This is a genomic window from Nostoc parmelioides FACHB-3921 (genome assembly GCF_014696625.1).
GTDB lineage: Bacteria > Cyanobacteriota > Cyanobacteriia > Cyanobacteriales > Nostocaceae > Trichormus > Trichormus parmelioides.
The window spans coordinates 1-13,468 of sequence record NZ_JACJQL010000107.1 but is presented as its reverse complement, the minus strand read 5'-3'; the positions used below and the strand labels follow the sequence as shown (position 1 = coordinate 13,468).

The 13,468-nt window shown below is 39.6% G+C and carries 17 protein-coding genes; 7 read left to right on the top strand and 10 right to left on the bottom strand.

The window, feature by feature from the left end; translation table 11 throughout:
- Positions 1 to 369 precede the first annotated feature (369 nt).
- Positions 370 to 1,038 carry an HAD family hydrolase gene (locus H6G14_RS31060; protein WP_190572588.1) on the top strand — a complete coding sequence of 223 codons (669 nt, stop codon included), beginning with the start codon at positions 370 to 372 and terminating at the stop codon, positions 1,036 to 1,038.
- 76 nt (positions 1,039 to 1,114) lie between these two features.
- On the opposite strand, the gene H6G14_RS31055 is transcribed toward H6G14_RS31060, so the two are convergent.
- From H6G14_RS31055 to H6G14_RS31040, 4 genes are all read right to left on the bottom strand, one after another.
- Positions 1,115 to 1,708, bottom strand: coding sequence for a nucleotidyltransferase domain-containing protein (locus H6G14_RS31055; protein WP_338421242.1), 594 nt, complete (start codon positions 1,706 to 1,708; stop codon positions 1,115 to 1,117).
- A gap of 315 nt (positions 1,709 to 2,023) precedes the next feature.
- Positions 2,024 to 2,923: a LamG-like jellyroll fold domain-containing protein gene (locus tag H6G14_RS31050; RefSeq protein ID WP_338421244.1), complete on the bottom strand. Its 900-nt coding sequence runs from the start codon at positions 2,921 to 2,923 to the stop codon at positions 2,024 to 2,026.
- 129 nt (positions 2,924 to 3,052) lie between these two features.
- Entirely contained in the window at positions 3,053 to 3,364 is a 312-nt protein-coding gene (locus H6G14_RS31045) for a cyanobactin biosynthesis system PatB/AcyB/McaB family protein (RefSeq protein ID WP_242054206.1), read from the bottom strand.
- 3 nt (positions 3,365 to 3,367) lie between these two features.
- Positions 3,368 to 5,350, bottom strand: a complete 1,983-nt coding sequence (locus H6G14_RS31040) for a S8 family peptidase (RefSeq protein ID WP_190572584.1) — start codon at positions 5,348 to 5,350, stop codon at positions 3,368 to 3,370.
- A 707-nt stretch (positions 5,351 to 6,057) separates the two neighbouring features.
- Here H6G14_RS31040 and H6G14_RS31035 point away from each other — a divergent pair.
- Positions 6,058 to 6,201, top strand: a complete 144-nt coding sequence (locus tag H6G14_RS31035; RefSeq protein WP_190572583.1) for an anacyclamide/piricyclamide family prenylated cyclic peptide — start codon at positions 6,058 to 6,060, stop codon at positions 6,199 to 6,201.
- A gap of 33 nt (positions 6,202 to 6,234) precedes the next feature.
- Here H6G14_RS31035 and H6G14_RS31030 read toward each other — a convergent pair whose 3' ends face one another.
- Entirely contained in the window at positions 6,235 to 6,402 is a 168-nt protein-coding gene (locus H6G14_RS31030; protein ID WP_190572581.1) for a hypothetical protein, read from the bottom strand.
- A 131-nt stretch (positions 6,403 to 6,533) separates the two neighbouring features.
- On the opposite strand from H6G14_RS31030, the gene H6G14_RS31025 reads away from it, so the two are divergent.
- Entirely contained in the window at positions 6,534 to 6,689 is a 156-nt protein-coding gene (locus tag H6G14_RS31025) for an anacyclamide/piricyclamide family prenylated cyclic peptide (protein ID WP_190572579.1), read from the top strand.
- Between the two features lie 33 nt (positions 6,690 to 6,722).
- Here H6G14_RS31025 and H6G14_RS31020 read toward each other — a convergent pair whose 3' ends face one another.
- Positions 6,723 to 6,887 carry a hypothetical protein gene (locus tag H6G14_RS31020; RefSeq protein WP_190572577.1) on the bottom strand — a complete coding sequence of 55 codons (165 nt, stop codon included), beginning with the start codon at positions 6,885 to 6,887 and terminating at the stop codon, positions 6,723 to 6,725.
- 133 nt (positions 6,888 to 7,020) lie between these two features.
- Here H6G14_RS31020 and H6G14_RS31015 point away from each other — a divergent pair, with 133 nt between their 5' ends.
- Entirely contained in the window at positions 7,021 to 7,170 is a 150-nt protein-coding gene (locus H6G14_RS31015) for an anacyclamide/piricyclamide family prenylated cyclic peptide (protein WP_190572575.1), read from the top strand.
- A gap of 294 nt (positions 7,171 to 7,464) precedes the next feature.
- Here the strand turns inward: H6G14_RS31015 and H6G14_RS31010 are convergent, their stop codons facing one another.
- Positions 7,465 to 7,968 (bottom strand): transposase, encoded by a 504-nt coding sequence (locus tag H6G14_RS31010; RefSeq protein ID WP_242054200.1) that lies wholly within the window; start codon positions 7,966 to 7,968, stop codon positions 7,465 to 7,467.
- A gap of 23 nt (positions 7,969 to 7,991) precedes the next feature.
- On the opposite strand from H6G14_RS31010, the gene H6G14_RS31005 reads away from it, so the two are divergent.
- The gene (locus tag H6G14_RS31005) at positions 7,992 to 8,855 is read left to right on the top strand and encodes a LynF/TruF/PatF family peptide O-prenyltransferase (RefSeq protein WP_190572574.1); all 864 of its coding nucleotides are present in this window, start codon (positions 7,992 to 7,994) and stop codon (positions 8,853 to 8,855) included.
- Between the two features lie 362 nt (positions 8,856 to 9,217).
- Here the strand turns inward: H6G14_RS31005 and H6G14_RS31000 are convergent, their stop codons facing one another.
- Both H6G14_RS31000 and H6G14_RS30995 read right to left on the bottom strand, forming a co-directional pair.
- The gene (locus H6G14_RS31000; RefSeq protein WP_190572572.1) at positions 9,218 to 9,553 is read right to left on the bottom strand and encodes a XisI protein; all 336 of its coding nucleotides are present in this window, start codon (positions 9,551 to 9,553) and stop codon (positions 9,218 to 9,220) included.
- Positions 9,541 to 9,897: a XisH family protein gene (locus H6G14_RS30995; RefSeq protein ID WP_338421243.1), complete on the bottom strand. Its 357-nt coding sequence runs from the start codon at positions 9,895 to 9,897 to the stop codon at positions 9,541 to 9,543. The genes H6G14_RS31000 and H6G14_RS30995 overlap by 13 nt, the downstream gene beginning before the upstream one ends.
- A 113-nt stretch (positions 9,898 to 10,010) precedes the next feature.
- On the opposite strand from H6G14_RS30995, the gene H6G14_RS30990 reads away from it, so the two are divergent.
- A complete protein-coding gene (locus H6G14_RS30990) occupies positions 10,011 to 12,065 on the top strand; it encodes a S8 family peptidase (protein ID WP_190572570.1) in 2,055 nt (684 codons plus the stop codon).
- A gap of 261 nt (positions 12,066 to 12,326) precedes the next feature.
- Here H6G14_RS30990 and H6G14_RS30985 read toward each other — a convergent pair whose 3' ends face one another.
- Positions 12,327 to 12,467 carry a ribbon-helix-helix protein, CopG family gene (locus H6G14_RS30985; RefSeq protein ID WP_190572568.1) on the bottom strand — a complete coding sequence of 47 codons (141 nt, stop codon included), beginning with the start codon at positions 12,465 to 12,467 and terminating at the stop codon, positions 12,327 to 12,329.
- Between the two features lie 34 nt (positions 12,468 to 12,501).
- Here H6G14_RS30985 and H6G14_RS30980 point away from each other — a divergent pair, with 34 nt between their 5' ends.
- A complete protein-coding gene (locus tag H6G14_RS30980; RefSeq protein ID WP_242054197.1) occupies positions 12,502 to 13,374 on the top strand; it encodes an RNA-guided endonuclease InsQ/TnpB family protein in 873 nt (290 codons plus the stop codon).
- Positions 13,375 to 13,468 lie beyond the last annotated feature (94 nt).

Sequence of the window (13,468 nt, the reverse complement as noted above, 5' to 3'; positions counted from 1 at the left end):
AATATTTTTTGGCGAAAGTCTAGGGAATATGGTTTCATTTTTACCCTTGAGTATCTACACTATCTTTATTTTAAATAATGTACTTCATTAGACTGGTAAACGCTATAGGAATCCGGTTTGAATTTTGAAAATATACTGAGACTTTAATCTGTATCCAACAAGTCTTTTATATAAAAACCCGTTCAGAAATCAAATAGGAGTCCTATATTTCATCCTGCATAGTAAATAAATTCCTGTGTTTGTTTTGATGATTAGTAATTATATTCAAATAATAGAATAAATGTCCGTAACAGTATGTTATGTAATGATTAAAAATATGAATAATTTATATTTTTTATAAATTAAAAAGAATTAAATAATAGTTAAGCTATGGAAAACTTAGAATTAATAATTTTTGACTGTGATGGAGTATTAGTAAATAGTGAACCAATTATTAATCGGATTTTTGCCAAAACTTTAACCGAAGCTGGCTTCCCAATAACCCATGAAGAAGTTACTCAGAAATTCATAGGAAAATCATTGGTAACTTGTATAAGCATTCTAGAGAAAACTTATGAAAGAACGGTTCCTGCCGAATTAATTGAGCTGTGTAAAGAAAGGGAAATGATTGCATTCCAACAAGAACTTCAAGCAACAGAAGGGATTGCTACAGTATTAGAACAGATAACGTTACCAAAATGTGTGGCATCAAATAGTAGTCATCGGCATATTCAATTCGTTTTAAAATTAACAGAATTATTCCATCAATTCGATGGCAAGCTATATAGTGCTTATGATGTTAAACGCCCTAAGCCCTATCCTGATGTATATTTGTATGCCGCGCAGCAGATGGAAAAGGCTCCAGAAAATTGTTTGGTAATTGAGGACTCCGTAACAGGTGTGCAAGCGGCATCTGCTGCCCAGATGCTTGTATTTGGTTATGCTCCACAAAGTCATCAGGGAAATAGTTCACATCACGATTCTTTGATTGCCGCAGGAGCAAAATTGGTCTTTGAGGATATGTATCAATTGCCAAGTTTATTGAAATTGTGGAGGTGATATTAAAGATTTTTGGGCAATCATTTAAAATTGTTTGAAAAAATAAGTTTAGTAAGCTACTAGCAATTATTTTATCTTAATATAGATACTTAAATTGCTCATGCAAATTGTGTGTTGCGGCCTCGCCAAATGACTCTTTAGCTAGAGCAAAACTGCGAAAGTCTTTTGGTCGCCATTCACTTTGTGGAACCTCTTCTATATAGTAGAAGTAATCCCAGAGAATAGCTTCCCAACTTGTGCATCGTACTAACTGGCCGCCAAGACTGCCAGTGGGTTCTAGTGGGCAGGTTCCTGGGGGCAGTCCCTCTAACTCGTAGTCGTCTGCAATACGAACACACGGTTCACAGTCGAGAAGAATACCCTGCAACTGAGCCAAAAAACCATAAGAGGTTTGCTCGGTGATAACACAGCCGAAAGTGTGCAACAACCAGAGAAATTCAGCGTGGCGATCGCCCGGATAGGCAATATCAATATCTTCATGTTCCCGTGTAATCCGATGTAATTTCGCATCAATCGCCCATCCGCCCTGCAACCACAGGGGTAGATTGATTTTTTCTGATTGGGCAAATAACTGGTGTATCAACTCAATATGCAGCTCATTCATTTTGACGATATCTTCTAAGGTTGCCCAGGTGAGGGGATAGGTGTAGGCAATTCGCAATCCCAGCACTCAAAAACCAACTGATTCACCTTGAGTTAGGTTTCAACAGTTAATTTGTTCTACTGACAAACATAATATTTTTAGTTAGTAGGGTGCGTCAGTATGAATAATTGCTTGGTACAGCTAGGTTTTCTGGCGCTGACGCACCCTAGATTTTGGATATTTTTTTATCTGGAAATTCCGGCGTTGCATAAATGCGGGATGAATTGAGACTTTTGTACAAAGCAGAATATCGATTCTTTGCGTCTTTGCGCCTTTGCGTGTTAGCGAAGCGGGGCGTAAGCCCGACAAAAATCATCCCACTAATCAGCAACGCCGAAATTCCTAAGCCCAAATTCGACCACGACGAAAAGGCTTATCCGTTTCAGATTGCTGGGCTTTATCTTTAGCCATTTGCTGCCACCAAAATCCATAATCTTCTAAACCAGTAGCCAAAAGATGGTTTTTAACCTCCTCAGCTTTTGCAGCATTTTGAGAAGTTTTTGGTTCTGCTGGATTTGAGTTAGCTGTAGTTTTCTTTTCTTTAGACATATTATTGACAACTCCTAATTGATTTTGAGCTTGACTATGAATAATTGGGACTTCTAACTGTACCCAATTAGCACCGTAAATTGTGCCGTTATTGGCATTATTACTTTTATCATAGGCTATATTGCTATGACCTTCATTCAAAGGCCAATAACCCACTAATCCTAATTCATCACCGACTAAACTACGGTGCATATTATCTTGAATTTCCGATTGGGTACGAGCCACTTGCCAAAGACGAACTTCCGCAATTTTGCCACAAAACGGATAAGTTTCATTATTGTCCTTGTAAGTCCCAATCAATAAATCATTTTCAGGTTCGTAATTAATCTCGGCATCAGAAAATGATTTTCCTGCTATTTCTACAGCATCAATATAAAATTTTATTTTTTGACCATCATAGGTAGCAGCGATATGGTGCCATTGATTCAGGCGTAAAGAATTAATTTTGTTGCCAAAATATTGAATTTTCTTTGATACAGTTTTTAGGGCAAAGAAAACACCACTTTTGCCATCCAGAAGCAGACCATAACCACTCTCAGTGGCAGTTGTGTCAAAAACATTAGAAATAATTCCTGTTCGTCGCCGTTGTTTTTGGCAATAAATCCATGCTTCTAAAGTTATTTTTTGCTGAATTTTAAATTCCTGTCTTTTCCCTAAATTAATATAGTCGTCTTGTCCATCAAATGTAAGCACATACTGCAAAGATTTCTCCCTCCATTATCAAATATTGAGGATGAATTTATCAGTTATTTATGGTTAGGATTTACTCATCACAAAGAAAAATCAAGGGTTTGGTTAAACACAGCTTAACCAAACCTAAATCTAAATGTGGCGACAGCCGCAGTAACCAGAAGTTTTAAATTGCTGATAACTTCTTTGTTGAAATGCCGGTGGATCATTATAGTTCGCACCATGCAATAACTTCATCCGGATTTTTACTAAATCTTCGACTTCACCGTGAATTACATCAACGGATCTATGGGGATAAATAATATCAGGTCTTTTAACTGGTATAGAAAGCACTGGTAATCTCATTTTGTATATACCTGGAACGAGGGACTGGGGATGGCGGACTGGGGATGGCGGACTGGGTAAATTGATTCTGTGTTCCGGCCGTTCCCCTGTCTCCTTCATTGATTAATATGGTGAAGACCAAGAACGGACTTCGCCTAAAGTTACCGGAATTAAATCACTTACATCAATTGTAAAGCGGTAAACTTTTTTTGCACGGCGGCTATTTTCAGGATCGAAGAATTTCAATTTGACATCCCAACAATCACTATCTAATCTACAGAAGGGACTTTTTTCAACGGTAATACTATCTAATTCCATACCTTCTGCTACTGCTGTAGCGAAAGTAGAAGCGGCTTGGAAAGCGTTGGTAGCGGCAAAGTTCAATGCCCTATCTTGGGAAGTTGTACCTAAGTTGCGTAAGTCGTAATAGATGCGGCTGAGGAAGCTGGTAAGGGTGCGGCGAATAGCTTCTTCTTGTGCGTCTGTAGCTGTGCTTTGGACTGTTTGAATAGCTGCGTTGACTAGGTTATTTACCTTCCAACCATAGAGTCCTCGGATATTGTAGACTTCAATAACTGGTACGACTTGCCCAGAAAAGAGTTTGATACTGCGTCCTGATAATACACCAGGAATACTAACTCGCTCTACATAGTCGGTGCTATCTTCTGCTTGTATCTGTCCTGATAATAGTTCTTGTAAAACTGCATAGGCATCTCTAGCAAAACCTCCGACTGGTTCAATTGCATAGACGGGGGTTAATTCTAGGTTCAATGTCCAAATTAAAGATTTAGCTTCGGAAAGATTTGCACCTAAATAGTCCACCATCTGCCGCGCATCGTAGGGGTTGGCGGGGACTGTTGTGCTATCAATTTCAATTCCCGGCATTAGTTGCTTAAAGGAGTCGCGTCTGGCTTCACTACCAAAGTCATAGCCGAGTGTTCCTAAAGCATAGACTAAGGTAGATTGAGCTAATTCGCTGGGTGCTTGGCTAGCTGTGACGTAGTTAGATACACGATTTGACATAGCAGTTGGTCTGGTGGTGGGTATAGTTGCAGTGGTGATGGGTGCGGTGTTAGCTACAGGTGTAGGGGTAAAAGTTTCAGATGCTTCTGATGGGGTCAATTCTTCAGGGTTGGCTGGTTCTTGGCTGATGTCTGTTCCACCACAGCCGCAACCAGAGGCTTCAACACTATCAACGGTTTCTAGGGTTTCTAATTCTTCGGACACAGTTCCTCCTATGAGATATTGCAATGCACCGGAAATATTCAGCTTGCCTAACAAACAACGACTTACATCATCGGTGTCGTTTGGTGTGCAAGGGATGGCAGTTTCTAATAAGGCTGTTCTGACTTTGTGGGGGTCAGGTTTTTCTCCACGCTGGATTTGCAGACTTAGCAGTAATGCAGCAACTCCTGAGACAATAGGTGCGGCAAAGCTAGTACCACTGAGTTTTTGTGTACCTCCTCCTGGCTTTGCACCTAAGATATTTGACCCTGGTGCAAGAATACCTTGGTTTTGATATTTTTCACCCCAATTACTAAAGTCTACAGGTTTACCTTGTTCATCCATTGCCCCTACAGCTAAGACCGTTGGCAAGGATGCGGGGACATGGAAGCATTCACAACCATCGTTACCAGCCGCCGCCACGATTAAAACATTTTTGTCTTTGCATAGTTGCACAGCCTTATCTAGCCAGGCTTCTGATTCACCATTATCGGTGAGTTGTCCGGCACTGATGTTGATAATATGCGCCCCAGCATTAACAGCTTGTTCAATGGCGCGGGACAGGTCTAGTTGGGAAATTCTACTACTATAATCGCCAAAAACAGGGACGATTAAACCTTTACACTGAGGAGCAATACCCTCTACAGGGGAGTTATGTTGACCAAATATCACACTGGCTACGTGAGTACCATGTGCAGACATACTGCCCTTCTCAGTAGCTTCACCTTGGATAAGTGTTTGTAACCGCGTCAAATTTGCTTCATTCAAACATGGATGAGATTGATCTACTAATCCATCCAGTACCGCTACACATATTTTTGAATCACCCTGTGTTAAAGCCCATAGTTGTTCTAATTTTGCGTTTAACTCGGATTTTAGCATCTAAAACTGTTGTTTATCTATTTAAATCCTTAATTATTTCGATAAGAGTAGTTTTTTCTATATTTCTTATCGAACTTATTTGCAACTACTGGGAACACTGATGTAGATAATAGCTGTATATCTGCTAAGTTAATCAACTAATTTTTACGTAAATTAATATACATAAGAATATGTTATACACGAGAATACCGTTAAGAGATTACTAGTTGATTATTTAATTCCTTATCTATAAACGTCTTAGTAAGTTAGTAATCAAAATAACACTAAGAAAAAAAATATCAGGAATAAATATCTAACGGTACTTGTAGTTGCTGGTTATTCCATGTATTGTAAGCACTAATATAAGTTTTGCAAGCCGCACAAAAACGTCATAATCAGTTGCGGTAATACAGTACAAAGCTTATCGCCTTTAACAGAGTGTTTCCCTTGTTCTCATCAAACTCAGACCTGTGTGTGGTCGCATTTATAGAAATTATCGCAATACCTATCAAGCTTTATGAGTATGTCACTTCATTTTATGACTCACCTCAAAATAAGAGCGATCGCCTTCCATAACACAATTAAACCTCGGCAGCATTCCACTAACTAAAAGTTTCTGGTGAATTGCTAGTCCTCTTCCAGAAGCCCTTCAAATCTGCGAATGCTTTCACCAAATCAGTCTTCTTCACATCGAAGAAGTTAAACCAACAAACAAAGGAAAAAACACTATGTCTAAGAAGAACATCCGCCCCCAACAAGTTGCACCTGTTGAACGCGAAACCACCGCTAGTTCTAAAGACCAAAGCAGTCAGGTTACACCCCAATGGGATTCTGGTGTATTATTTCCATTTGCCGGCGACGACGCGGAGTAAGTCACCCGATTCTATCACTCACCTCAAGAAAGGTCAAAAGTCTGTTGACCCATCCCTTGGCGCACGGTTCGCCTCGATGAATTGACGAACAACCTCTGTCAGTTCGGGGGTTTCAGATACCTGGCACGGGGTTGTTGAGAAAAGCGATCGCATTTGCATAATTATCACAGAGGCGATCGCTATTCTTGAGACTTTCCACACTCTCACCTAAAAAAAGTTTCTGGTGAATGACAACTCGTTAAATTACCCTTCAACATAAATTTAACGCCTTCACCAACACAGTCTTCTTCATAACGAAGAAGTGATCTCAACAAAACAAAGGAAAAAACACCATGATGACTAAGAAAAACATCCGCCCCCAACAAGTTGCACCTGTAGAACGCGAAACTAGTGCTACTTCAAAGGGCCAAAGCGGAGTGGTTACACCCCTATGGGTTAGGCCTGGGAATTTTCCGGAAGCTCCATTTGCAGGCGAAGACGCGGATTAAACCACCCCATTCTCTCACTCACTTCAAAATAGGTCAAAAGTCTGTTTCCAAATCCCTTGGCGCACGGTTCGCCTCGATGAATTGACGGACAACCTCTGTCAGTTCGGGGGTTTCGGATACCTGGCACTTTGAGGTGAGAAAAGCGATCGCATTTGCATAATTATCACAGAGGCGATCGCTATTCTTGAGACTTTCCACACTCTCACCTAAAAAAAGTTTCTGGTGAATGACAACTCGTTAAATTACCCTTCAACATCAATTTAACGCCTTCACCAAACCAGTCTTCTTCATAACGAAGAAGTGATCTCAACAAAACAAAGGAAAAAACACCATGATGACTAAGAAAAACATCCGCCCCCAACAAGTTGCACCTGTAGAACGCGAAACTAGTGCTACTTTAAAGGGCCAAAGCGGAGTGGTTACACCCCAGTGGATACCTGGCGCACCTCTTACTCCATTTGCAGGCGAAGACGCGGAGTAAACCACCCCATTCTCTCACTCACCTCAAAAAAGGTCAAAAGTCTGTTTCCACATTCCTTGGCGCACGGTTCGCCTCGATAAATTGACGGACAACTTCTGTCAGTTCGTGGTTTTCCGATACCTGGCACGGGGGTGTTGAGAAACGGGACTTGGATTTTTTGGGGTTAGTGGTTGAACCCTTATTTGTGAGATGAACTCCAGCCAACAGCTTACTACCCCAGTGGCATTGGTTTGGGGTCTTCTCCTTGGGTTTATACTTTTTGCAAAAGCCTTTATACTTCCTGGCACATTCTTCTCAACTGTTTCCGAGTCGCAAAAAAGCCGGATGCCATTGAGTTAAACCATCATCGGTTAAGCGTTCATAACTGCCATAATTGCTAAAGTCATAGAAAAAGCTCTGGCGCATTTTGGCAGCTTTAGGATTAGCGTGAATGTAGCGTAAAGTATTTAATCCTCTTTCTTTGTCTGAAGAAGGAAACCCATCACAAAAATACCTTTTCTCCCAAAAGTGTCCTGTTCTTCTTAACATCCAATTGAAACACATCGCCGTGTACCAGTTGAGGAAGTGCATTATTTTAGGTAACTCTTCTGGCTGTTTAGGTGCAATCAGATAATGAACATGATTTGACATAATACACAAAGCATAAAGCTGGAAATTGTATTTATTTAAAGCCTTTTTTATCGCATACAGCAACACTTCCCGACATTCAAGCCTTGATAATTTAAATTCGCGGTTATTGCAACGGGTGGTAATGTGATAAGAATATCTGAGTTTTAAAATACGAAGTTTTCTAGGCATAATTCAAGGAATAATTAATAATAATGGTATCTAATCAAAATCTGAATAATATAAATCATAATATTCGTTATATTAACGAACACAAACAAGCATTTGATATTGAATATTTTTATCCTTTAGATATTTTTGAAAATTTTGCAGAACAAGCTCAAAATTGGGGAATTGAATGTTCTTGCAAAATTGATCATGATAGATTTTATCCGGCTCGATTTAACTTCTTTCCCAACAAATTTACTTTTGAAGAAGTTAGTTTAGTATTTAACTTATTCCGAAGATTTGAAACCAGGTGTGATGTTAAATTAGATTATCGAATAATTCATAAATTCTTGGGTAATAACTTTGACTTTAGCAAAGTTGTAAAAATTGTCACTGGAGTAGATTTACGAGAAAATTTTTCTGCTTCCAGGTTAAAATTTTGGTTTTGGATTGACAATTATCCAGAAAAGCTAGAAACAGCAATATCTCTGTTAGGTGATAGGGAAGATTTGCGATTACTTTATGTTAACAATAGTTGGTTAGTAGGTTTTGATTTTTATCTCAATGGAAAAAGTACAATCGAACTTTATCCAAGTATGAGTAAGGAAGAATTGCAGAAAGTGGATGTAAAGTTAAAATTATCTCAAATTTTATCTGCACCAGCATTAAATATTTTGGATAATTTTAATTCAGTTTTAATTGGTTTTACCCAAACAAATAAGGATAGATTAATTTATGGCTACCTAATAAATCCCAATGAGTTTATAGATAATTTACATAATGATATTGGTAATAAAATTCATAGCTTTTATCGAGGTAAAAATGTGTTAAATACAATGATATGTTTCAAGGAAAAAGAATTAAATGCTGGTTCATTAGATAATTTTAATTTGTATTACCAAATGAGTTAATAAAAAATCACGAGTATGTAGATGTAGGTTGGGTTAAGCAACAGCGCAACCCAACAAAATTAAATCACAAAATCACCGATATCTTGGGAATAAAAGAACCGAAATGTTGGGTTTCCTTACCTCAACCCAACCTACACAATTTAAATGACATCCTGTAAATCCTTAAATCCTGCACATCCTGATTGGTGACAATTATCTAGTTAGCAGAAGTTACCATCCAAACTAAAATACCTAATATGACATCAACGGGAGGAAGTGGATAAGGTGTTTATACCAAAAGTCTGCTTGACTTTTTTGAGGGTAAAATCACTGTATGCCATTATGTAATTCTTGCCAATAACGATGTAAAATTTATGTAAAAATCAACCAACAGCAAAACCTGTATATTGTCTCACTAAAGGTTCATGAAACGCTAAAACAATATCTTCTTTAGGAACACCTAATTTAACTAACTCATCTGCTACGCCAATTTCAGTTCCATCATGTTGTATCCAAATTTTATTATCTTTAATATCCAAATGCAAAACACAACCGTGGTATCTTCGTCTATTTTTCCAACCAACATACATCAACTGATAATGGTCGTTAACCGTGTCAAAAATTAATTGCTGTTCAATTTCATTCTTGGTTGAGCCTATCTGAGTATATTCTCTCATTACTTGTTGTACATAATTTCGATATTTTTCTAGTTTTTCCATGCTACAATTACCTCCTGAATTGGATCGTAAATCATAATCTTGAGTTTGTAACGCTCAACAACTGTTTTGATAAATTGCAATTGAAAAAAAGCGTTATATATTCCTAAAGGCACAGCTAAATATAAAACTCTCTCAGGCTCTTGTTCTTCCAGAGCGACACGGTAATTAAAAAACTGTCCAATTGCTGTATGAAATTCAGAAATGTTTGAAGCACCTATAAAACTCTTAATTTCTACTGCTATTTTTTCTCCCGCTCTTTCAGCAGCTAAAATTTGCTCTGCACCGAGGTCAATATACATTTCCACATCACCAACCTCAATCCTCAAAGGGTCATTTGTAATTATCTAACCCTCTTTTTCTAACCCTTTCCTTACAGCATTATGAAAAATATCTTTAGCAGGCATCGAGTTAACAAAACTTAGACTTTTTACCCCTAATTATAACACCAACAAAAACCATGCCAGACCTTACCGATCTCCCCGGAATCTCTCAAATTTGGACACGCACAAAAGGCGACCCCCAGATTAAAATTGCTATCCTTGACGGCGCAGCAGATTTAGAACGCAGTTGTTTTCAAGGCGCAAATTTTAGCCAATTTAAACCCTACTGGTCAGAAGATATTGAATTAAACGAAGAATATTATTATTATCTCAACTTATATTTAGAATTTAACAAACAACAAAAAGATAAAAAAGACGACCCAGACCACGATAAAGAAGAAGCGAAAAAAGAACGAGAAGCATTTTTTGCTCCCTTCCCCCCAGCTATTAGACAACGGATAGAATTATCCAGTCATGCTACGCACATTTCTAGCACGATCTTAGGGCAACATGGCACACCCGCCCCAGGTATTGCCCCTTTATGTACAGCATTAAATATTCCCATTTCTTACGCTGACGATAACTTTATTTCACCCGTCAACCTTACCCACGCGATTAACACGGCTTTGCAATGGGGTGCAAATATCATCCATATCGCCGCTTGTCACCCCACCCAAACCGGAGTAGCCCCAGATTTATTTGCCCGTGCTGTCAAACAATGCCAAGACAATAATATGTTAATAGTTGCCCCTGGTGGCAATGATAAAGGTGAATGTTGGTGTATTCCCTCTATTCTTCCAGGTGTGATTACTGTTGGTGCAATCCGTGACGATGGCCAGCCGTTTAAATTTAGTAATTACGGCGGAGAATATCAAAATAAAGGGGTGATGGCTAACGGCGAAAACATCTTAGGCGCACAACCGGGAACAGAAGAACCCACCCGCCAAAAAGGAACAAGTTGCGCTGCACCTATTGTTACAGGTATTTCTGCATTGTTAATGAGTCTGCAATTGCAACGAGGTGAACAACCCAACGCCGAAGGTGTGCGCCAAGCAATTTTAAATAGTGCCATTCCTTGTAACCCGGAAACAGTGGAAGAACCAGAACGCTGTTTACTGGGTAAGTTAAACATTCCTGGTGCTTATGAGTTATTGACTGGGGAAAGGTTAACTGTTGAACCTCACCCCCAACCTCTCTCCTACAAGGAGAGGGGAGTCACAACCGCAGAATTTACTCCCCCCTTTCCTACGGGGTTAGGTCAAACCATCTCAGCCACAGCAGTTGCAACCCTCACCGTCAGTCAAACTGCGGAGGCTGTTACTCCCAGCGCTAAATCAAACTTAGTCTATGCACTGGGTACACTGGGCTACGATTTTGGTACAGAAGCGCGGCGCGACTCATTTAAACAACCGATGTCGGGTGTAGAAATTGACGGAACAACAGTTCCCAGCAACCCGTATGATGCGCGTCAGATGGTAGCTTATTTAGAGCAGAACCCCACAGAAGCCAAATCCTTAATTTGGACAATCAACCAAGAATTGACACCAATCTATGCTATTGACCCCAAAGGTGCGTTTGCGGCTGATGTCTACGAAATTTTGCAAATTATCTTAGCCGGACAGGTACAACCCCAAGATAGTGAAGAATATATTGAACGGGTAAGTTTTCCTGGTCGTTTAACTAATAGAACTGTAGAGCTATTGTCTGGGCAAATTATTCCCGTAATTACACTACCAAACATCAGGGGTATGTACGGCTGGAAGGTGAATAGTCTTGTTGATGCAGCTTTGCAAACTGTGAGTACCCAACAACTCACAACTAATGAAATCAGAATGAGAAGATCCCTAACTAGCTTTTTGCAAAGAGTTTATTACGACTTACAAAACTTAGGACAATCTTCTAAAGATAGAGCATTAAATTTTGCCGCTACTAACGCCTTTCAAGCTGCTTCTAGCTTTGCAGAGGCTGTGGCGAGAGGGATGGAACTCGATAGCATCGAAGTAGAAAAGAGTCCTTTTTGTCGATTAGATAGTGATTGTTGGGATGTGAAATTGAGGTTTTTTGACCCAGACAATGGCAGCAGAGCTAAAAGGGTTTATCTATTTACAATTGATGTCAAAGATATTATCCCCGTAACTTTAGGTGAAGTTCGTTCTTGGTCTATTGCTAAATTAAGCTCATCCCACCCCTAAAAGGGGATGGGATTTCACGTTGACGGTTGACGGTTAACGGTTAACGGTTAACAGTCATCAGTCAGTGAGTTACAGTCAAGTATCTTAACGTGTTGAAATTTCGTTGTCTCGGTTTCTGATGTTCTGGGCTTGTAGGGTTTTTTGGTTGGTTTCGATTCCATCTAAATCTCCGGGGTACTCCCGCCACATCGGTACTCCGATTGGCGGTAATGGGGGATAGGAAGGCAGTTACTAGGGTTCGATACCCTAGTAACTGCCAAATCATTGGTTTTTGATTTTCTTTTTAAGGCTACGAATAAATTCACGGATTACCTCTGTTTGAGTTCTATTTTGTTCTTGGCAGTAGGTTTTTAATATTTCTAGCTCTTGCTCTGGAAGTCTGATATCTATGCGAGTAGTCATACAAAAGTACGGAATAATGCTGTACAATAGTTATATGCTACTAACTTACCAGTACAAACTCAACCCCACATCAGAGCAGGTTGTCACTCTTGAAACCTGGGGTGAGTTACTGCGTCGTCACTACAACTATGCGTTAGGGCAAAGACTGGATTGGCTGAATCGTACAAGATCACAAGTTGACCGTTGTAGTTTGGTTTGTGAACCAATTGGTGAAATACCACCAAAAGTTGACTACTACACACAAGCTTCTGACCTCAAGCAAACCAAAGAACTGTTTCACGAATATAAGGACATATACGCCGACTGCCAACAACAAAACCTCATGAGGCTAGATAAAGCGTGGAAACGGTGGCTAATACCCGATAAGAACGGCAAGAAAGGAGGACGACCAAGGTTTAAAAAGCGTGGTGATATCTGCTCGTTCACGTTTCCGCGTGTCAACTCTCCCAAGGCAGGCGCACATTTAACTCTTAGCATTCTCAAACTTTCTAAGATTGGTGAAGTTAAGATAATTTTGCATCGACCAATCCCAGAGGGATTTGAGATTAAACAAGCAACTATCCTTAAAAAATCTGATGGTTGGTATGTTAGTTTTTCTCTTGAAGACAAAACTGTACCTGAATCATTAAGAGTTGATGAGATTAAAACTGCTACTGGCATAGATGTCGGATTAGAAAAGTTTTTAACCACTGCTGATGGACAAAGTATTGAAGTGCCGCAGTATTATCGCAAGACACAATCTAAATTAGCTCGTCAGCAACGAAAGCTTACACGTAAAACAAAGGGGTCGAGGAACTACCAAAAACAAGCGAACAAGGTAGCTAAAATTCATTTGCACATTGCAAGGCAAAGGAAAGAGTTTCATTATCAAGTTGCTCATTGGTTGGTTAAATCCGAATGGCACTAAGAAAAGCGGAAAGCCTTATCAATTAAGCAGTTTGCAATTGTTTGCGTAACTCATGCCGGGGCTTGGTCAATCTGGGGTAAGCTTTGGGGCGGCG